Here is an 18,675-nt window from a genome sequence, read left to right on the forward strand (position 1 = left end):
GTCCTGGACATGGCCGGGGCCGAAGGCCAGGGCCTGGCCGCTGGCGCCGGCCAGGGCGATGGCGCTCTCGCCCAGCCGCGGCAGGTCGATCCGCGCCACCGGCCAGGTGTCGGCCCAGGGCCAGGGCTTCACCGCCCGGCCGGTCGCCAGGGTCTCGGCGAAGGCGCGGTCCAGCAGGACCTGGGCCAGCATCGCCTTGGCGTGGATCCACAGGCCCTGGCCGGCCAGCACCAGACCGGCCAGGACGAGGAGGAGGGCGACGAAGCGGGATCTCGGCCGGCGCTGGCGGGGCGGGCGCTGCGCGCGCTGGCCGCGGGGCAGGCTCTGCCCGGCGAGGGGATGGGAGAGCGGCAGGGTCGCGCTCATGCCCGGCCTCCCGTCGACCGGCGGCCGAAGCCGAACACCGTCAGCCCGGCCAGCAGCAGCAGGAGGCCGGCGATGATCCGCAGCTCGGCGTCGGTCGCGGTCTGCGGCAGCACCACATCCTCGACCGGCTGCGGCTTGTCGGCGGCGGCGGGGGCGTTGGCGCGGGCGGCGGCGGGCAGCAGCAGGCCGGCCTGGCGGAACTCGGGCTTGGGCTTGGCGCCGAAGACCTTGTCGAAATCCCAGCCGGCGGGGAGGTTGAGTGGGATGTCGTTGCGGCTCAGCACCGCCCCGTCGGGCCGGCGCGGCGTCTTGTCGACCGCGACCAGGCTGGTCAGCCGCGTCACCAGGTGGTGCTGCAGCGCCAGCGACAGGATGCGCTGGTCGGCCTGCTCCGCATCGATCTGGCCCAGGGTCTGCGCCACCTCGGCATCGGCGATCTTGCGCCGCGCCCACAGCTTGGACAGGCCCTCGCCCTTGGCCGCCTGTGCCACCGGCAGGGTGACGATCCAGGGCCGGTCGCCGATCATGCCCTTGACCTCGATCGTGCCGGACAGCGCGGCCAGCCTGGCCGCCAGCACCACCGGTTCGCCGCGATACAGGTCCGGCAGCGTCTCCGGCGTCGCGTCGGCGCCGCCGGCCGAGAACCGGGCCGACAGGTTGGTCACGACCGGGCTCTCCAGCTTCTCGAACAGGGTGCGCATCCGCTCCTCCACCTGCTCCGGCGCGCCGATCTGGGTGAAGCTGCCGCGGCCCAGCTCGGCGGCGCGGCTCATCAGGAAGGTGTTGGGGGCGGAGCCGATGCCGACCATGAACACCCGCGACCGGCCGCGCATGCCGGCGATGGTGTCGAACAACTGCTGCTCGTTGCCGATGGCGCCGTCGGTCAGGAACACCACCTGGCGCAGGCGGGCGCGGCCATCATCACCGTGCTCCGTGAGCGCGGCCTGCATCGCCGGCACCATATCGGTGCCGCCCGACGCCTCCAGGCCGGAGACGAAGGACCTGGCCCGGCCGACATGCTCGGCATCGGCCGGCACCACGTCCGGGAACAGCACGTCGAGCGTGTCGTCGAAGCGCACCACGTTGAACCGGTCGGTGGGGGACAGGCGGCCGAGGGCGTAGAGCAGGCTGGACTTCGCCTGGTCCATCGAGGCGCCGCCCATCGAGCCGGAATTGTCGATCACGAACACCACGTCGCGCGGCCGCTTGTCCTCGGCCTGCGCCAGCGCCGGCGGGGTGACGAAGGCCAGGACGTAGTCGTCGCCGGCGACCCGCTCGCGGAACAGCCCGACCGAGGGCGCCACGCCGGCCGCCGGAGTCCAGCTCAGCTCGAAGTCGCGATTGGCCGGGACCGGGCCCTTCATCGTGACCACGCGACTGTCCGGGCCCTGGGTCTCGATATCGACCGCATGGTTGGCGCTGACCACCTCGCCGAGCGGGAAGCCGGCCTGCAGCTTCACCGTCAGGGTCACCGGGTTGACCGGGGCGTTGCCGCGCGGATCCAGCACCGGCGGGGTGATGCGGTCGCGGTCCGGCACGGGATCAGTGGTCGTCTGGCCCCAGCCGCCCTGGCCCGGCTGGAAGTCGACCGACTGCTTCACCGCCGCCGGGTTGTAGCGCGGCGCCACCACCAGCGGCACGCGCAGCGAGAACCGGGCGCCCGACTGGCGGACGGTCTCCTGGTACTCGATCTGGATCAGCACGGTCTCGCCCGGGCCGACATTGGCGACCGAGGTGGTGAACAGGTTCGGCCGCTCCTCCTCGACCAGCCCGGCGGTCTGGCCGGCCTGCTTCGCCACCTCATAGGTGCGGCGGGCCTCCTCGCGGGCGGCGATGTCGCCGGTGATGACGCGGTCGCCGACCACCATCTTCAGCGTGTCGACCGCGCCGTCTTCCGGCAGCGGATAGACATAGACGGCCTCGACCCACTGGTCGGTCGGGTTCTGGAACACCTGGGTGACATGGGCCCGGGCGGTCGGCCCGCTGACCGTCAGGTCGATATCGGTGCCCAGGCGCGGCGCCTCGATGTAGCGGCCTTTCTCATTGGTGCGGAACAGCAGCGCGCCGGACTGCATCTCGCCCGGCGTCACCAGTGCCGGCCCGACCTCGGCCCGGGCGGTGTGCCCGCCGACCGCCAGGGTCAGCACGGCCAGCAGCAGCGACAGCAGCAGCAAAGGCGCCGCGTGCCCGAACCGGGACTGGAACGCCGGCCACAGCCCCGCCGGCGCCCTCCTCGTCATGGAACTCATCGAACCCTCCGTGGACCTCGGCCGGCGTCCATCCGGCCCGGGTTTTTTGTCGGTCCGGGGGGCCTTGTCCGGCCACGGTGATGATCCGGCTTGTTCCGCAGGCGGTGGCCGGGATAGGTCTTGCTGCGCACCGTCCTGTGCGGATCGGTGCGCATCTGTGCGGAGGAGGGCGCCTTGGTCGGGTTGTCGACGCACCCAGCCGACCACGAGCTGTCGGAGGAGCAGAGCCACGCCGTCGCCGGCCAGGTGCGGGAGGAGCTGGCGCGCCGCCGCATCTCCCGCCAGTTCCTGGCCGACCAGGCGAAGATCAGCCTGTCGACGCTGGAGAAGGCGCTGTCTGGCCGCCGGCCCTTCACTTTGGCGACGCTGATCCGGCTGGAGGAGGCGCTGGGCGTCAAGCTGCGCCATCCGGAGGCGCGGCCGGCCGCCCCTGTCGCGCCCGCGCGGCCGGCCGCGGCCGTCGGGGTGGCGCCGGAGGGGCTCGGCTCCTATTCCCGGCCGGCCGTGTCCTGGATCGAAGGGGTGTACCTGACCCTGCGGCCATCCTTCGGCGACCGCCGCGCGATCTACGCCTACCGCACCGAGATCCATTGGGACGAGGCCGGGTCGCACCTGGCCTTCCGCGAGGCCGAGCGGGTCGACGCCGCCTTCACCCAGCACGGCACCGTCTCGGTGCCGCACCAATCCGGACACATCTACCTGGTGACCAACACCCATGGGCAGTACCGGATGGCGGTGCTGGGCCGACCGACCATCACCGGCGAGATGCACGGCATCCTGACCACGCTGCAGGCGGGACCGGGGTCGCAGCTGACGCCGGTGGCGGCGCCGATCGTGCTGGTGCCGATGGCGGCGGCGGGTATGCCGGAGTTCGGCCGCATTTCGCCCGACCACCCCTGCCACGCCCGCTACCGCGACATCCTGCGGCGGACGGTGGAGGAGTCCTTCGCCCGCTTCCTGCCCCTGGCGGCGGATTGAGGCGGGCTCATGCCGCCTCCACCCAGGGCGCCAAGATCTCGGCGGCGAAGCCGACGTGGCGCTCTCGGACGGGCAGCGGGGGCGCGCGCCGGCGTTAGCCGTAACGCGTCGCGAGTCGGGCTGGCCTGATCAGCGTGATGCCGTAGCGCAGGGCATAGGCCGCCTGGCGCTGAAATTCGGCTTCGTCCGGATCGAGGTCGGCCGGCGGCGGCTGGGAATCGGGCGTAGGTGGCCCGGCCGCTTCGGAGGGCCTGGTGCCGCCGGGTTCGGGCGGCGCGGCGCTTTCGGCGGGTGCGGTCTTGGCCGGCATGACGCTGTCGCCGGCGCCGGGCCGCCAGGGCTGGTCGGGCACGGCCGGCGTGCGAACGACCTTGCCGGTCTTGTCGGTGACCTCGCCGGTGGTGACGTTGTGGATCCAGGGCTCGCCCTCGGGCCCGCCGACATCGCTGGCCCAGATGCCGCGCACGACCACGGATCTGGTGCGGGACGGGTCCGGCGGGGGCGGGTCGGCGGCGGCCGGGCCGGGGGGCTCGCCCCATCGCTTCGGGCCGGCGCCGGCCTGATCGGTCCCGGCCTTCGCCCCGGCCGGGTCAAGGCCAGCGGCGCTGGCACGGCGGCGCGGTCCGGCTGGAGGCGTCGCCCTTCCTCGGCGAGATCGAAGCCGAGCTGCTGGCCCGTCGCCGCCCCGACCCGGCGCCGCGACGCCCGGCCGACCGGCAGCTCAGCCTGTTCTAGATCAGGCCGAAGGCCTTCCCGCCACGGTAAGACCGCAATTCGGCGCGATTCCAGCGCGGCCCGGCGCGAATGCGGCCATGATTGCCTGCTGTGATGACGTCATTCGTGCCGGCCTCGGCAGCAGTCGTATTTTTGAGAAGGCCCATTCACCGTGCGCACCTCTCCCCGTCAGATGCAGGGACTCGCGCTTTATGCCCTGGGCGTCGGCGCCTTCGCGACGATGGATGCCTTCGCCAAATATCTGAGCGGCAGCTATCCGGTCGCCGAGATCATCCTGATCCGCGCCCTGTTCGGTTACCTGCCGATCCTGGTCCAGTACCGCATGGGCACGGTGCGGGGGATGCAGGCGGTGCGGTCCAGCAAGCCGCTGCTGCAACTGCTCCGCGGCGGCTTCGTGCTGGCGGCGGGCGCCACCTTCTTCCTCAGCCTGTCCGGCCTGTCGCTGGCCGACGCGACCGCGATCTCCCTGGCGGCGCCGGTGTTCATGGCGCTGTTCGGCATCACCGTGCTGCGCGAGCCCGCGGGCCGCGAGACCTATGTCGCCATCGCCGTCGCCCTGGCCGGCGGCATGCTGATCGTGCGGCCGACCGACGGGATGAATTTCTACGCCCTCATCGCCGTGCTGTCGGCGCTGTTCTACGCCCTCGGCGTGGTGGCGACGCGCCGGGCCGGGCAGGCGGACGCGCCGATCGTGACCGCGATCTGGGGCAACACCGTGATGGTGGTGGCCTCCGCTGCGATGATCCTGCACTCCGGCTGGGTCTGGCCGACGGCCGACGACTGGCTGCCCTTCATCGGCGTCGGGCTGGCCGGCGGGCTGGCCAACCTGCTCTATATCGGCGGGCTGCGGCTGAGCGGCGTCTGCGACGTCGCGGTGATCGACTACTCGATCTTCGTCTGGGCGGCCGCCTTCAGCGTCCTGGTCTTCCACGAGGAGATCGCGACCCTCAGCCTGATCGGGGCGGCCCTGATCGTGTGCGGCGGGGTGTACAGCGCCGTGGCGAAATGGCTGCGGTCGCGGGACGAGCCGGCGGAGGCGCCGCTGGCCCTCGGCATGGGGCCGACATCCTGAAGTAAGATCGGGCTGACCTAAGATCGGGCTGAAACGAGATCGGGGGCGACGCCGCCCCCGTTCTCCCTCGCTCTACCATCCCTGTCCATCGGTCCGCCGGGTCGCAGTAAGACGCCCATCGAGCTTCTGATTGCGGGCGAACAGAATATGCCCGTTTGACTATCGACGCTCCGAAATATCAGCCCTAATTCAAATCAAGCCCGCCTCAGGCTCGATGGGCGTACCATCCGATGGGACAGTATGGCCATCGTAACCAACCAGCGTGAATCGAACGTGAATTCGTTTCGCGAGAGCGGATGTATGCGAAAGGATATTACGGAATGGCCTATGAGCTCTACTACTGGCCCGAGATTCAGGGGCGTGGCGAGTTCGTCCGGCTGGCGCTCGAGCAGGCCGGCGCCGACTATGTCGACATCGCCCGCGAGGAGGACGACGACCTGCCCGGGCTGATGCACTACCTGCAGGACGGGGCGGTGCCGCAGCCGCCCTTCGCGCCGCCCTATCTCAAGGCCGGCGACCTGCTGATCGGCCAGACCGCCAACATCCTGCTGTTCCTCGGCGACCGGCACGGCCTGGCGCCGGCGGATGAGGCGGGGCGGCTGTGGACGCACCAGTTGCAGCTGACCATCGCCGACCTGGTGGTCGAGGTGCACGACACCCACCACCCGATCGGCAGCGGCCTGTACTACGAGGACCAGAAGCCGGAAGCGAAGCGCCGTACCGCGGACTTCCTGGACCATCGCCTGCCGAAATATCTCGGCTATTTCGAGCGGGTGCTGGCCCGCAACCCGGCCGGCGACGCGCATCTGGTCGGGGCCGCGGTCACCACCGCCGACCTGTCGATGTTCCAGATCATCGCCGGGCTGCGCTATGCCTTCCCGAAGGCGATGGCGCGGATCGAGCCGAAGCATCCACGCCTCGCGGCGCTGCACGACCGGGTGGCGGCGCTGCCGCGCATCAAGGCTTATCTCGACTCGCCCCGGCGCATCCCGTTCAACCCGATGGGCATCTTCCGCCACTATCCCGAGCTCGATCCCTGACTTATATTGTCAGACAATAGTTCATCGCGGGAGGAACGGATGATCATCGTCACCGGCGGCAGCGGCCAGGCGGGCCGCGCCTGTCTCAAGGATCTGATCGCCCATGGCCACGACGTCTGTTCGGTCGACCTGGCGCCGCCGGCCGACCCGTCGGTCCGGCACAGCCGGGTCGACCTGACCGATTACGGCCAGACCATCGCCGCCTTCTCGGCGATCGACGACCGGGTGTCGCAGGTCACCGGCATCGTCCATCTCGCGGCGATCCGCGCCCCCGGCCTGGCGCCGAACCACGTCATCTTCGAAACCAACACGGTCAGCACCTACAACGTGTTCGAGGCGGCGCGGCAGCTGAAGATCCGCAACATCGTCTGGGCCTCCAGCGAGACCGTGCTGGGCCTGCCCTTCGCCGACCCGCCGCCCTATGTGCCGGTGGACGAGGAGTATCCCGGCCGGCCGGAGACCGCCTATTCCCTGTCCAAGCTGATGGGCGAGGAGATGGCCAAGCAGTTCTGCCGCTGGGACCCCGCGGCCAAGATCATCGGCCTGCGCCTGTCCAACGTCATGGACCCGGAGCGCTATGCCGAGTTCCCGGGCTTCGACGACGACCCGCGCAAGCGGAACTGGAACCTGTGGGCCTATATCGACGCCCGCGACGCCGCCCAGGCGATCCGCCTGGCGCTGGAGTCGAAGCTGACCGGCGCCGAAATCTTCGTCATCGCCAATGCCGATTCGGTGATGAGCCAGCCGAACGACGCGCTGCTCGACGCCATCTATCCCGGCGTGCCGCGGAAGCGCCCCTTCGGCCCGAACGAGACCCTGCTGTCGATCGAGAAGGCGCGCCGGGTGCTGGGCTACGAGCCGCGCCACAGCTGGCGCGACCCGGCGTCGCGGTAGCGCAGCGCCGGCAGGGCAGGGCTTGCCGAAACTCTATGTTGCAGTGCACAATGATCTGATGCAGGACGCCGGCCAGCGGGCCGGGCCTGCCGGAGGAAGCCCCGGGGTGGTGCGCAACCCAGGGAGCGGAAGCAACATGGACGTGTTCACGACCCTCATTCTCGTCTGCGCCACGGCGCTGCCGCAGCGCGACTGCAACCGGGACACGGCGGTCGACGTGGTCGCCGGCCCGGTGGCGCCGACGCCGCTCGGCTGCGGCTTCACCGGCCAGGCGATGCTGGCCGACACCGCGCTCGGGCCGGAGCTGGGCGAGGGCCGCTATCTCAAGATCGTGTGCGACCGGCGCGCCGAGGGCTGATCGGCCCGGTCACAGCCGCGGGTCGATCGGCTCGCTCTCCAGCGCCAGCACGCCGAACACGCATTCATGGACGCGGCGCAGCGGCTCGCGGGCGATGAAGCGCCGCAGCGCCTCGTGGCCGAGGGCGAATTCGCGCAGCGCCAGGTTGCGCTTGCCGCCCAGCTTGCGCTCGCGCAGCCGGACCAGGTTCTCCGGCAGGTCGTATTCCGGGCCGTAGATGATGCGCAGATATTCCCGGCCGCGCACCTTCACCGCCGGCTGGATCAGGCCCTTCGGGCCGCGGGCGACGAAGTCGCGCGGCTTTACCACCATGCCTTCGCCGCCCGCCGCGGTCATCGCCTCCCACCAGGCGACGGCGTCGGCGCAGGCGGCGTCGTCCGCCAGCTCGACCAGCCGCCAGCGCGTCGCCGCCACGGCCGGCCCCCCGGCCTGCGCCAGCCGGTCGGCCACGCCCATGTGCCAGGAATGGTCCTGGTCGAAGCAGACGCGCCCCTCGGCCGCCAGCAGGTGGAACGGGGCGATGCGCAGGTCGTCGATGCCGGAGACCGGCCAGACATAGGGCGTCCAGGCCCGGCCATAGGCTTCGGCCCGCTCGCGCCGCCCGGCGACGCGCTGCTGCAGGTCCGCCAGCGGCAGGCCGCGCCCGACCGCCCGGGCCAGCGCCTCTCCGGCCGCGGTCAGACCGGCCAGGCTGGCGGCGGCGACCGGGGCGTACTGGCTCTCGATCAGGGCGCCGGCCTTGGCCGACCACGGCATGATCTCGGCGTCGAACAGCAGCCAGCCGGTGTCCAGCTCCGACCACAACCCATCCGCCGCCGCCCGCAGCCTGTCGAGCACGGCCTCGGTGGTCGCGGCATCGGCGAAGAAGGCGCGGCCGGTCCGGGTCCAGATCGCCCCGGTCTCCCCCCCGGTCACGCCGAACCGCGCCCGGGCGGTGGCGGCGTCGCGGCACAGCGCGATCACGGCACGCGAGCCCATGTGCTTCTCCTGGCACATGACCGCGCCGACGCCGCGCCCGCGGAAATGCTCGAACGCCTCCTCCGGCCGTTCCAGCCACTCCTCCCGCGCGCTGGTCTCGACCGGCGACATCGTCGGCGGCAGGTAGACCAGCCATTGCGGCGCGATCGCGAAGCGGCTCATCACCTCCAGCGCCGCGGCGGCGTTCTCGGCCGCCACCTCGATCCGGCCGCGCAACTGGGTCTCGACCCAGCGCCGCCCGACGACATCCTCCATGTCGAGCAGGTCGTCGGCCTCCGCCTGGGCGCTGCGCTCGTCGGCGCGGGGTGCCAGCGGGCGGACCGGCTCGCTCCACACCCGTTCGGCCGGCACCGCGACCAGCTCCTTCTCCGGCCAGCGCAGCGCCGTCAGCCGGCCGCCGAAGACGCAGCCGGTGTCGAGACAGATGGTGTTGTTGACCCATTCCGGGTCGAGCACCGGGGTGTGGCCGTAGGCGATCGTCGTCGGCCCGCGATAGGCCGCCGCCCAGTCCAGCCGGACGGGCAGGCCGAACTCGTCGGTCTCGCCGGTGGTCTCGCCGTACAGGGCGAATTCGCGCACTGCGGGCGACGCGCGGCCGACCATCTCCGGCTTCAGCCCGGCATGGGCGACCGCCAATTTGCCGCCGTCCAGCCAGACATGGCTCAGCAGCCCGTCCAGGAACGGCTTGATCGCGGCCTTGAAGGCCGGGCCCTCGGCCTCGAGCTGGTCGATCGATTGCTGCAGCCCATGCGCGATCTTGACGTCGCGGCCGTCCAGCCACCGCGCCAGCTTGCGGTCGTGGTTGCCGTTGACGACATGGCCGGTGCCGGCCGCTGCCATGCTGATGGCGATGCGCAGCACGTCGGGCGTGCGCGGTCCGCGGTCGACCAGGTCGCCGACGAACACCGCCTTGCGGCCGGGCGGCGGCGTCACCGTGACCTGGCGCCCGCCCTCCGCCTCCTGCCAGTCGACCGCATAGCCCATGTGCCGCAGCAGCGCCTCGAGCTCGTCGGCGCAGCCATGGACGTCGCCGATGATGTCGAACGGGCCGGCATCGTCGCGCTTGTCGGTCCACAGCGGCCGGCGTTCGACCGTCGCGGCGTCGATGCCCTCGGCCGGTCCCAGCCGCCAGACCTGCCGAAAGCCCTCGCGCTGCAGTCCGCCCAGGCCGCGCCGGATCTCCGACACCATGCGCACCACCACCTGCGGGCCGAAGGGGCGGTCCGGCCGCCCCTTGTTGCGCTCGATGCAGAGGTCGATGCCGGGGTCGAGCACGATAGCGACCGGCAAGGCGTGCCAGCGCCGGGCCAGCGCGACCCAGTCCTTGCGGTCGGCGGCGCGGACATTGGTGGCGTCGATCACCGTCAGGCGCCGATTTTTGAGGCGCTTCTCGGCGATGGTGCGGACCAGGTCGAAGGCGTCGGCCGTTGCCGCCTGGTCGGTCTCGTCATCCGACACCAGGCCGCGGCAGCGGTCCGACGAGATGATCTCGGTCGGCCGGAAATGCCGCGCGGCGAAGGTCGACTTGCCTGACCCGGTGGCGCCGATCAGGACGATCAGCGCGAAGTCGGGGATGTCGATGCGGGAGGGATCGGTGGCACGACTCAAGATGCGGCCCCCTCCAGGGCGGCGAAATAGCGGTCCAGGAACGCCGCGTCGCCGATCCGGCCGGTCAGGTCGAGCCAATTGTCGGCGACGATCGAGGGCGCCAGGGCGTCGATGGCCAGCAGCGCGGCCCGCAACACCGCGAGCTGCGCCGGCTCGTCGCTGCGGGCCTCGAACCAGATGCTGGCGACGAGGCTGCCCCGGGCCTCCACCTTCACGAAGCAGGGCGCCCCGAAGCCGAAGCAGACGGCATTTTCCAGGTAGGTGCCGAGCGGATCCCGCTCCTGGCGGCCGATCGCGGAGCCGATGGTGGCATAGAAGCGGCTGACGGCGGGCATCAGCGGCTCAAGCGCGGCGCGCACCTTCACAAGCTCCAGCCCGACATGGGTGAAGTCGATCTTGGGCGGTTGGACGACATGCATATCGGTCCAGCCGTGACCGCCGGGTACCTGGTTGCGCTCGCCGGAGTCGACGGCACGGGCGATGTCGGCCTGCGCGTCATCCCACGCGGCGGCAGGATACAGGTTGCGCAGGCCCCAGTCGTCTTCGTGGATGTGGATCAGCCCCACGGTCATGCCACCCTCGTAAAGATCGCCATCTGCGTCGGCGCGCCGTGCCCGGCATCGACCGGGCCGATGTCGTCGAACTCAACCGCGTAGCCATGGACGTCGGCGATGGCGGCCGCCCAGGCGCGGAACTCGGCGCGGCTCCATTCGAAGCGGTGGTCGGCGTGGCGGAAGGCGCCGGCGCTCAGGGTCGGGAACAGCGCGTTGTAGTCGGCGTTCGGCGTGGTCACGACGACCAGCCGCGGCCGCGCCTCGCTGAACACGATTCGGGTCAGCGCCGGCAGCCGGTCGGGGTCGAGATGCTCGATCACCTCGACCAGGGCGGCGGCGTCGGCCTCGGCCCAGCGCCGGTCGCGATAGGTCAGGGCGCCGTGCAGCAGCGTGATCCGCCCCTCGGGCGGGCCGCCGGGCTGGTCGAGCTTGAGGCGGCGCTGCGCCCGATCGAGGTCGCGGGTCGAGGCGTCGACGCCGATCAGGCGCTCGACCCAGCGCTCCCGTGCCAGCAGGGACAGCAGCCTGCCCTCGCCGCAGCCGAGATCGGCGATCACCCTGGCGCCCTTGGCCTGCAGCGTCGCGGCCACCGTCGCCAGCCGCTGGTCGTGCAGCCGGATCGGCGCCTCCAGAACCTCCTCGCGGCTGGCGGCGCCCTCGGGCCCGGTCTCCTCGGACGCTTCCTCCGGCACCAGCCGGGCCAGGGCCTGGCGGGCGAGCGACCGTTGGTGCGCCAGGTAGCGGCGGACGATCAGCTCCTGCGCCGGATGGCCGCCGAGCCACCCCTCGCCGCGGGCCAGCAGCTTCGCCACCTCGTCCTCGCCGACCCAGTAGTGCTTGTCGTCGTCGAGCACCGGGACCAGCACATAGATGTGGTTCAGCAGCGCGCTCAGCCGGGCGGTGCCCGACAGGGTCAGGGTCAGGTAGCGCGGGCTGGCCGCGCCGTCGGGGCCGGGCACGGGCTCAACCCGCACCGTCCAGCCCAGCGGCTCGAACAGCTGGCGCACCATGGCCTCGCCGCCGCGCACGGGCAGCGGGCTGATCCGCGCCTCCAGGGCGATCGGGGCGGCGGCGAGCTCCGGCCGGTCCTTCGAGATCCCGGCCATCGCCGTCTTCACGCTGCGGATCAGCGCGACCGAGAGGAAGGACGAGGCGGCGTAGGGGCGGTCGTTGACATACTGGTCGACCACGCCCTCGGCCGAGCCGCGGCCGCGCACCAGCCCGACCGGGTCGATCTCCAGCAGCAGCACGGCCTCGCACCGCTCCGCCGTGGCCTCCGGGTAGAACAGATGGGCCTTGCCGAAGGACAGGTCGGTCTCGTGCACCCGGTCCGGATGCTTGTGCAGCAGGAAGCCGAGATCGGTGGCCGGATTATGAGTCGTGGAAATCGAGAGATACATCGGGCCTCTGTAGCCGAAGGCCCAGGCGCGGGATAGGCCCGGCCGCTACCGCAGCGCGGCGGCGAAGGCGGAGGCCGGCACCGCGAAGTTCAGCGTCAGCCGGTCGGTCGAGCCGGCGACGGCGATGCCCACCACCTGCCAGTCGCCGTCGCGCAGCGCCAGCAGCGGGCTGCCGCTGGTGCCGCGCGTGCCGTTGCAGTCGTGGATCAGCACCGGCCCCTTGGTGGTGCGGTCGGTGCCCAGCACCATGCAGGCGGTGTCGGCGGTGATGATCTGCGCCTTGTCCTGGCTGTAGCCGCCGAGCACGACCGCCGTGCCCGGGGCCGGCACCGACTCCGACACCACCAGCGGCGGCGCCTGCGGCGGGGCGTCGGCGGCCAGCACCAGGATCGCCCAGTCCGCCGCATACTCCTCCCGCGGCCGCAGCGGGTCGTAGGCGTCGGCGTGGATCACCTCGGTGACCAGGCTGTGCTCGATGAACGCGCCGCGCTCATAGCCGAACAGCACATGCAGCGAGGAGGCGGGCAGGAAGCGCCGGGTCCGCGGGTTGAACAGGCAATGCGCCGCGGTCAGCACGCGGCGGGGGCCGATCAGGGCGCCGGTGCAACGGCCGCCGATGCCGGTCTGCACCTTGGTCAGGCTGCGCCACGGGGCGGCGGTGCCGTCCACCGGCACCCGCCGGTCGTCGGGGCCGAGGCCGGGCAGCAGCGGCGCGGCCGCCGAGGCGGCCAGGGCGGAGAGGGCGAGGAGCGCGCCCGCAATCAGAGCCGATGTGAGCCGCATCCTGGTCCGCCTGTTCGGGCCGGTCGATGCCGGCTTCTCCGCGTCCGAGTATCGCCGCCGAACCGGCCCGGGCCAAGCCGCCCATATCGTCGCGGCGCGGAGGAGCGGACAAAAAAAGACCCCACCCTGCCCGGGGGCAGGGTGGGGTCTGTGCCCGAGGGGACTCAGAGCACGAAGTCGCTGGCGGTCAGCGTGTGGTCGGACAGGACGACGATGGCGAAGTCGGTGACCTTGTCGCCATTGGTGTCGCCATAGACCGCCTGGTAGCCGTTGGGGATCGCCACCACCCGCAGCTCGCCCGCAGTGCCGGTATAGTTGCCGGTGCCGAAGGTGAAGGCGCCGCCCGAGCCGTTGGCGTCGATCGGGGACAGGTCGATCCGGTCGCCGGTCGAGAAGTCCTCGATCGTGTCGCGGCCGGCCGCGGCCGCGGTGCTGTCGGCGGTCGTGATGTAGACGAAGCTGTCGTTGCCGGCGCCGCCCTTCAGCGTGTCGGCCCCGATGCCCCCCGTCAGCACGTCGTCGCCGCCATTGCCCCAGAGCCGGTTGTTGCCGATGTCTCCGGTCAGGTTGTCGGCCAGGTTCGAGCCGTAGAGCTGCTCGATGCTGGTCAGCGTGTCGCCTTCGGCGTCGCCGCCGGTGGCCAGGGCCACCTCGAGGTTGATGGTCACGCCCGCGGTGCTGTCGATGTAGTAGGCGGTGTCGGTGCCGGCGCCGCCATCGATCGCGTCGGGCCCGGCACCACCATTGATGATGTCGTTGCCGTCATTGCCGTTGATGGTGTCGGTGCCGGCGCCGGCCACGAGGGCGTCGTTCCCGGCGCCGCCGTTGATGGTGTCGTCGCCGGTGCCGCCGTCGATCGAGTCGTTGTCGGCCCCGCCATTGGCGATGTCGTTGCCGGCGCCGCCGACCAGGCGATCGGCGCCGTCGCCGCCGTCGAGGTTGTCGTTGCCCGCCTCGCCGGAGAGCGAGTCGTCGCCGGCATTGCCGACGATCGTGTCGTCGCCGAGCTCGCCGCCGATGATGTTGCGGGCGTTGTCGCCGGTCAGGGTGTCGTTGTTGCTGGAGCCGTACAGGTTCTCGATGCTGTCCAGCGAGTCGCCGGTGGCGTCGCCGCCGCTGGCTGTGTCGGTCAGCAGGTTGACGGTGACTGCGTCCACCGAGCCCTGGTAGTTGGCGAAGTCCGAGCCGGCGCCGCCATTGATGACGTCGGCCCCGGCGCCGCCGCGAAGCGTGTCGTTGCTGTCGAGGCCGTTGAGGGTGTTGTCCGAGGCATTGCCGTACAGGTGGTCGACGAAGGCCGTGCCGTTGAGATTCTCGATGCCGCTCAGCGTGTCGCCCTGGGCGTCGCCGCCCACGCCGGTGCCGGCGATCAGGTCGACGGTCACGCCGGCGCCCGAGCTGGAATAGTCGGCCGTGTCGACGCCGCCGTTGCCGGTGATGACGTCGGTCCCGGCGCCACCGACGAGGGTGTCGTTGCCGGCCGATCCGATGAGGGTGTCGTTGCCGGCCGAGCCGATCACGCGCTCGACGCCGGTCAGGGTGTCGCCCTGGGCGTCGCCGCCGGTGCCGGTGCCGGTGGTCAGGTTGACGGTCACCGGCGTGGCGGAGCCGGAATAATCCGCGGTGTCGTTCGTACCGGCGCCGCCTTGCAGCGAATCGGCACCGGCACCGCCGATCAGCGTGTCGTCCCCGGCGCCGCCGAGGAGGATGTCGTTGCCCCCTTCGCCGTCGAGCGTGTCGTCGCCGCCCTGGCCGTTCAGGGTGTTGGCGGACGAGCTGCCGGTGAGGTTGTCGGCGCCGGTGTTGGAGCCGAGCAGGTTGACCACGCCGACTATATAGTCGCCCTGGGCGTCGCCGCCGAAGCCCTGCGAGGCGCCGGTGAGCTGGATGTCGATGCCCAGGATCGGCAGGGTCAGGCTGACCAGGACCGACAGGTCGACGGTCACGCCGTCGACCGAGGTCGTGTAGTCCGCCGCATCGATGCCCGACAGCGTGACGACGCCGGCCAGGGTGAGCAGGCCGCCGATCAGCACGTCTGCACCGGCGCCGCCCCTGAGCACGTCATTGCCGGTCCAACCGAGCAGGACATCGTCGCCGCCGAGGGCGTCGACGAAGTCGTCGCCCAAAGCGCCGCCGACCGGGAGAACAGCCTGCACGAGTGACGGTAGGATTTCGGCACCATTGGTGCCGGTGAAAGTCGTCATGAATATCCTCCCCACTATGAAAGCGCCCGTTATGAAGAGGGCACTCTATGTGGGCATTTCTTCTCAGGATGTTCAACAAAAATGCGTCGCCAGAGTCAGGAAGTGTCAAAGAAACTGAATTTTTGCGTATTATTCACAAATGATAAACGTGTTTCAGGTCAATTTGTATATCATCTTGTTCATCGATAAATCAGACAATACCAGAATATGTATGATGTTTGGAGCCTTGGAACAAGTGTGTTGGCCAGAAGATGATGAGTTGATTGTCCTGTCTACGATGGCATCTGGTTCAGGTTGATTGGGCATCGCCGGAACGGTTCTCGCATGCCATGATCGAGATCTGCAGCCGTCGAAGTCATCGGCTGCCAATCCACTCGGGGAACGCCGTTGCCGACGCGCGTGTTGTCCGATCAACGAATTCGACCGGGTGCGGCCGCGGCCGCATCCCAGAACCGAGGGAGAGATCGCCATGGATCGCGATTTCACACGCCAGGTGGCACGGGCCAAGCAGGCAGCGCAGGCGACCAGCCGGGCGCAGCGGGCCTTCCGCCACGACGACCCGGCGGCCCCGTCCGGCATCACCGGCGCAGCCTATGTTGCGCAGAAGCGGCGCGCGCTGCGCACCGCGGTGGCGGAGGCCGCGGCCTTCGACCAGATGGTGGACCCGGTCGCCCGCGACCTCGCCGCCCGGCGCCGCTAGCGCACCGACTCAGGCCGTCCAGCCGAGCAGCCGCTCGATCCGGCTCGCCGCTTCCTGCACTGCGACGCTGTAGGTGCGCTCGCGCTCGCGCGCCTTCTGCTCGGGCAGCACGACGCTGATCGTGGCGTCACAATCGCCGTTCGGCGTGCAGATCGGCGCGGCGATGCAGGCGACGGCGAAGTCGGATTCGCTGAGCTGGATCGCCAGCTTCTCGGCCAGCGCCGTCTCGCCGGCCCGGCACAGCGACTCCGGGTCGGTCTCGGCCATGCCGGTGGGGGAGGGCTGGGCGACCCGGCGCATCAGTTCGATCCGCTCCGGCCAGGGCAGGTGCCCGATCAGCAGCCGGCCGGACGCGGTCCAGTTCAGCGGCACCCGGGTGCCGACCTTGGACGACACCCGGAAATGGCCGGGCGGCTCGGCCATGGCCAGCACCACCATATGGCCGTCGTCGCGGCCGCAGACCTGCACCGTCTCGCCGAGCAGCCGGCTCAGCTCCCGCATCTCCTGCGACGCGGTCTCCAAGAGGTTCAGGCTGCGGCCATAGGCCAGGCCGTAATGGTAGAGGCGGGGGCCGAACCACAAGAGGCCGTCGCGGTCGCGCGACAGCAGGTCCTGGCGCAGCAGCGAATCCACCACGCCGTAGATCGTCGACATCGGCGCGCCCAGCGCCTTCGACACGTCATAGGCGGTGAGGGGGCGGCCCATGGCCAGCAGATGGTCGCAGATCTGCACGGCGCGCTCGATGCCGCTGACCCGGCTGCGCTCGCTCGCCCTTTCGGCCTTGGCCGCCGCTGCTTCCGCCATGATCCTGTCCCGTCTGCTCCCGGCCGATGCTCCGGCCGAGTGGTATAGTCCTCAAGCCCTCGAAGCTAGGCTTTGTCCCGCATTGCGGTCAATCGCCGAGCGTTTCCGCCATTCGGATCGATCGGATGGGTTGACGTCCCGACCGCGATGGCCTTAGCGTATTCCGCAACGGAAGATGTTGCTTCCTAATAACGGAATACTAGAGGCTCACGACAGGGGGTGTCAATGCTGCGAATTCTGTGCCTGGTCGCGCTCGCGATCCTGCCGATCTCGTCCGGCGCCATGGCCGCGCCGGCCAAGGGTGGGACGATCACCGTGGCGACGATCGGCGAGCCGCCGACGCTCGACCCGATGGTCAGCACCGCCGACCTGGTCGGCATCATCACCCAGCACATCTTCGAGACGCTCTACACCTTCGACGCCAATTGGGCCGTCACGCCGCTGGTCGCCGATGCAATGCCGGAGATCAGCGCCGACGGCCGCGTCTACACCATCAAGATCCGCCAGGGCCTGACCTTCCATGACGGCTCGGCGCTGGACGCCGACGACGTCGTCGCCTCGCTGAAGCGCTGGACCGAGGTGGCGTCGCGCGGGAAGCTCGCCGCCGGCAATATCGAGGCGATCGAGAAGGTCGACGCCTCGACCATCAGGATCTCGCTGAAGCAGCCCTTCGCGCCGTTGCTGGCCCTGCTGGCCTTCAACAACAGCGCCGCGGTGATCCTGCCGTCCGAGAAGATCGCGCCGGAGCTGAAGGACATCGTCGGCAGCGGCCCCTACATGCTGAAGGCGCGGGTGCCCGACCAGTACATCCAGCTGGTCCGCTTCGACGGCTACAAGCCGCGCGAGGGCGACCCGAACGGCTATGGCGGCGCCCGCAAGCAGTATCTCGACGAGATCCGCTTCACCCCGGTGCCGAACGCCAACACCCGGGTCGAGGGCGCGGTCGCCGGCCAGTTCGACTACACCGATTCCCTGCCGGTCGAGGCCGTCGACAAGATCAAGGCCGGGGCGTCGGAGCCGATCATCCTGAAGCCCTTCGGCTGGCCGGTCTTCGTCATGAACACCAAGGAAGGCCTGCTCAGCGACCTCAAGCTGCGCCGCGCGGTGCAGCTGGCGCTGAACGAGGAGGACATGCTGGCCGCCGCCTTCGGCAGCACCGATTTCTACGCCCTGGACGGCGCCATGTACCCGGAAGGCTATCCGTGGCGGAGCGAGGTCGGCACCGAAATCTACAACAAGGGCGACGCCGAGGGCGCGCAGAAGCTGCTGACCGAGGCCGGCTATGACGGCCAGAAGCCGATCCGGATCCTGACCAGCCGGCAATACGAGTTCCACTACAAGATGGCGCTGGTGGCGGCGGAGTACCTGAAGGCCGCCGGCTTCCAGGTCACCCTCGACGTCACCGACTGGGCGACGCTGACCCAGCGCCGCGCCGACCCGACCCTGTGGGACATCTACATCAGCCACAGCCCGTTCCTGCCGGAGCCGGCACTGATCGGCGCCCTGGCCAAGGGCTCGCCGGGCTGGTGGGACACGCCGGCCAAGGACAAGGCGGTCGGCGCCTTCAACCAGGCGCTGACGCAGGACGAGCGGGTGAAGCTCTGGGCCGGCGTGCAGCAGGTGATGGCCGACGAGGTGCCGTTGATCAAGGTCGGCGACTTCAACGCCCTCTCGGCCAAGTCGAAGGCGCTGCAGGGTGTGACCCCGGCCCCCTGGCCGTATTTCTGGAACGCCTACGTCGAGAAGTGATCAAGGCGACCCGTAGGTTGGGTTCGCACTCGCGAACCCAACATCCCGCCGCCCCGCATTGCGTTGGGTTCGCTGTCGCGAACCCAACCTACGGTGTGCCGAGCATGATCGACAGCTTGGAGGTGGAAGTCCTCTGTCCAGCCTGATGGCGGTGAAGGACTAGCGAAGCGCAAGGGCGTCGCCGTGAGGCGGGGTCTGAAGGA

15 protein-coding genes and 1 pseudogene are annotated in these 18,675 nt (G+C 70.4%); 7 read left to right on the plus strand and 9 right to left on the minus strand.

From position 1 onward, the window contains the following. Positions 1 to 366: pseudogene (locus tag ACTOWL_RS35275) on the minus strand (hypothetical protein); the annotation flags it as partial. Beyond that, the gene (locus tag ACTOWL_RS35280; protein WP_441325983.1) at positions 363 to 2,615 is read right to left on the minus strand and encodes a marine proteobacterial sortase target protein; all 2,253 of its coding nucleotides are present in this window, start codon (positions 2,613 to 2,615) and stop codon (positions 363 to 365) included. The gene ACTOWL_RS35280 and the pseudogene ACTOWL_RS35275, both read right to left, overlap by 4 nt. Positions 2,616 to 2,735: 120 nt before the next feature. Between ACTOWL_RS35280 and ACTOWL_RS35285 the strand changes: the two genes are divergently transcribed. After that, complete coding sequence (locus ACTOWL_RS35285) at positions 2,736 to 3,593, plus strand: helix-turn-helix domain-containing protein (protein WP_441325984.1); 858 nt, start codon at positions 2,736 to 2,738, stop codon at positions 3,591 to 3,593. A 94-nt stretch (positions 3,594 to 3,687) separates the two neighbouring features. On the opposite strand, the gene ACTOWL_RS35290 is transcribed toward ACTOWL_RS35285, so the two are convergent. Continuing rightward, positions 3,688 to 4,059, minus strand: a complete 372-nt coding sequence (locus ACTOWL_RS35290; RefSeq protein ID WP_441325985.1) for a hypothetical protein — start codon at positions 4,057 to 4,059, stop codon at positions 3,688 to 3,690. A gap of 420 nt (positions 4,060 to 4,479) precedes the next feature. Between ACTOWL_RS35290 and ACTOWL_RS35295 the strand changes: the two genes are divergently transcribed. The 4 genes from ACTOWL_RS35295 to ACTOWL_RS35310 all read left to right on the plus strand — a co-directional run bounded on the left by ACTOWL_RS35295 (position 4,480) and on the right by ACTOWL_RS35310 (position 7,692). Then, on the plus strand, positions 4,480 to 5,400 hold the full coding sequence (locus ACTOWL_RS35295) for a DMT family transporter (protein WP_441325986.1): 921 nt from the start codon (positions 4,480 to 4,482) through the stop codon (positions 5,398 to 5,400). A 320-nt stretch (positions 5,401 to 5,720) separates the two neighbouring features. Then, a complete protein-coding gene (locus tag ACTOWL_RS35300; protein ID WP_441325987.1) occupies positions 5,721 to 6,440 on the plus strand; it encodes a glutathione S-transferase in 720 nt (239 codons plus the stop codon). A 39-nt stretch (positions 6,441 to 6,479) separates the two neighbouring features. Then, positions 6,480 to 7,334, plus strand: coding sequence for an NAD-dependent epimerase/dehydratase family protein (locus ACTOWL_RS35305; RefSeq protein WP_441325988.1), 855 nt, complete (start codon positions 6,480 to 6,482; stop codon positions 7,332 to 7,334). Positions 7,335 to 7,470: 136 nt separating this feature from the next. Next, positions 7,471 to 7,692, plus strand: coding sequence for a hypothetical protein (locus ACTOWL_RS35310; RefSeq protein ID WP_441325989.1), 222 nt, complete (start codon positions 7,471 to 7,473; stop codon positions 7,690 to 7,692). A 9-nt stretch (positions 7,693 to 7,701) separates the two neighbouring features. Here ACTOWL_RS35310 and ACTOWL_RS35315 read toward each other — a convergent pair whose 3' ends face one another. The 5 genes from ACTOWL_RS35315 to ACTOWL_RS35335 all read right to left on the minus strand — a co-directional run bounded on the left by ACTOWL_RS35315 (position 7,702) and on the right by ACTOWL_RS35335 (position 15,219). Beyond that, positions 7,702 to 10,278: a polynucleotide kinase-phosphatase gene (locus tag ACTOWL_RS35315; RefSeq protein ID WP_441325990.1), complete on the minus strand. Its 2,577-nt coding sequence runs from the start codon at positions 10,276 to 10,278 to the stop codon at positions 7,702 to 7,704. Next, complete coding sequence (locus ACTOWL_RS35320) at positions 10,275 to 10,850, minus strand: hypothetical protein (protein ID WP_441325991.1); 576 nt, start codon at positions 10,848 to 10,850, stop codon at positions 10,275 to 10,277. The genes ACTOWL_RS35315 and ACTOWL_RS35320 overlap by 4 nt, the downstream gene beginning before the upstream one ends. Beyond that, positions 10,847 to 12,232, minus strand: a complete 1,386-nt coding sequence (locus ACTOWL_RS35325) for a 3' terminal RNA ribose 2'-O-methyltransferase Hen1 (protein ID WP_441325992.1) — start codon at positions 12,230 to 12,232, stop codon at positions 10,847 to 10,849. The genes ACTOWL_RS35320 and ACTOWL_RS35325 overlap by 4 nt, the downstream gene beginning before the upstream one ends. 45 nt (positions 12,233 to 12,277) lie before the next feature. Then, positions 12,278 to 13,015: a trypsin-like serine peptidase gene (locus tag ACTOWL_RS35330; RefSeq protein ID WP_441325993.1), complete on the minus strand. Its 738-nt coding sequence runs from the start codon at positions 13,013 to 13,015 to the stop codon at positions 12,278 to 12,280. Positions 13,016 to 13,179: 164 nt separating this feature from the next. Continuing rightward, entirely contained in the window at positions 13,180 to 15,219 is a 2,040-nt protein-coding gene (locus ACTOWL_RS35335) for a calcium-binding protein (protein ID WP_441325994.1), read from the minus strand. A 469-nt stretch (positions 15,220 to 15,688) separates the two neighbouring features. Between ACTOWL_RS35335 and ACTOWL_RS35340 the strand changes: the two genes are divergently transcribed. Next, positions 15,689 to 15,919: a hypothetical protein gene (locus ACTOWL_RS35340; RefSeq protein WP_441325995.1), complete on the plus strand. Its 231-nt coding sequence runs from the start codon at positions 15,689 to 15,691 to the stop codon at positions 15,917 to 15,919. 9 nt (positions 15,920 to 15,928) lie between these two features. On the opposite strand, the gene ACTOWL_RS35345 is transcribed toward ACTOWL_RS35340, so the two are convergent. After that, complete coding sequence (locus tag ACTOWL_RS35345) at positions 15,929 to 16,723, minus strand: IclR family transcriptional regulator (RefSeq protein WP_441325996.1); 795 nt, start codon at positions 16,721 to 16,723, stop codon at positions 15,929 to 15,931. 225 nt (positions 16,724 to 16,948) lie between these two features. On the opposite strand from ACTOWL_RS35345, the gene ACTOWL_RS35350 reads away from it, so the two are divergent. After that, positions 16,949 to 18,472, plus strand: a complete 1,524-nt coding sequence (locus ACTOWL_RS35350) for an ABC transporter substrate-binding protein (RefSeq protein ID WP_441325997.1) — start codon at positions 16,949 to 16,951, stop codon at positions 18,470 to 18,472. Positions 18,473 to 18,675 lie beyond the last annotated feature (203 nt).

It is taken from the genome of Inquilinus sp. CA228 (genome assembly GCF_052078665.1).
GTDB lineage: Bacteria > Pseudomonadota > Alphaproteobacteria > DSM-16000 > Inquilinaceae > Inquilinus.

Excerpts from the sequence above, each read along its gene's own strand:
- ACTOWL_RS35280 (WP_441325983.1), bottom strand. The coding sequence starts at position 2,615 with ATGAGTTCCATGACGAGGAGGGCGCCGGCGGGGCTGTGGCCGGCGTTC.
- ACTOWL_RS35300 (WP_441325987.1), top strand. The coding sequence starts at position 5,721 with ATGGCCTATGAGCTCTACTACTGGCCCGAGATTCAGGGGCGTGGCGAG.
- ACTOWL_RS35305 (WP_441325988.1), top strand. The coding sequence starts at position 6,480 with ATGATCATCGTCACCGGCGGCAGCGGCCAGGCGGGCCGCGCCTGTCTC.
- ACTOWL_RS35310 (WP_441325989.1), top strand. The coding sequence starts at position 7,471 with ATGGACGTGTTCACGACCCTCATTCTCGTCTGCGCCACGGCGCTGCCG.
- ACTOWL_RS35320 (WP_441325991.1), bottom strand. The coding sequence starts at position 10,850 with ATGACCGTGGGGCTGATCCACATCCACGAAGACGACTGGGGCCTGCGC.
- ACTOWL_RS35325 (WP_441325992.1), bottom strand. The coding sequence starts at position 12,232 with ATGTATCTCTCGATTTCCACGACTCATAATCCGGCCACCGATCTCGGC.
- ACTOWL_RS35330 (WP_441325993.1), bottom strand. The coding sequence starts at position 13,015 with ATGCGGCTCACATCGGCTCTGATTGCGGGCGCGCTCCTCGCCCTCTCC.
- ACTOWL_RS35335 (WP_441325994.1), bottom strand. The coding sequence starts at position 15,219 with ATGACGACTTTCACCGGCACCAATGGTGCCGAAATCCTACCGTCACTC.
- ACTOWL_RS35340 (WP_441325995.1), top strand. The coding sequence starts at position 15,689 with ATGGATCGCGATTTCACACGCCAGGTGGCACGGGCCAAGCAGGCAGCG.
- ACTOWL_RS35345 (WP_441325996.1), bottom strand. The coding sequence starts at position 16,723 with ATGGCGGAAGCAGCGGCGGCCAAGGCCGAAAGGGCGAGCGAGCGCAGC.
- ACTOWL_RS35350 (WP_441325997.1), top strand. The coding sequence starts at position 16,949 with ATGCTGCGAATTCTGTGCCTGGTCGCGCTCGCGATCCTGCCGATCTCG.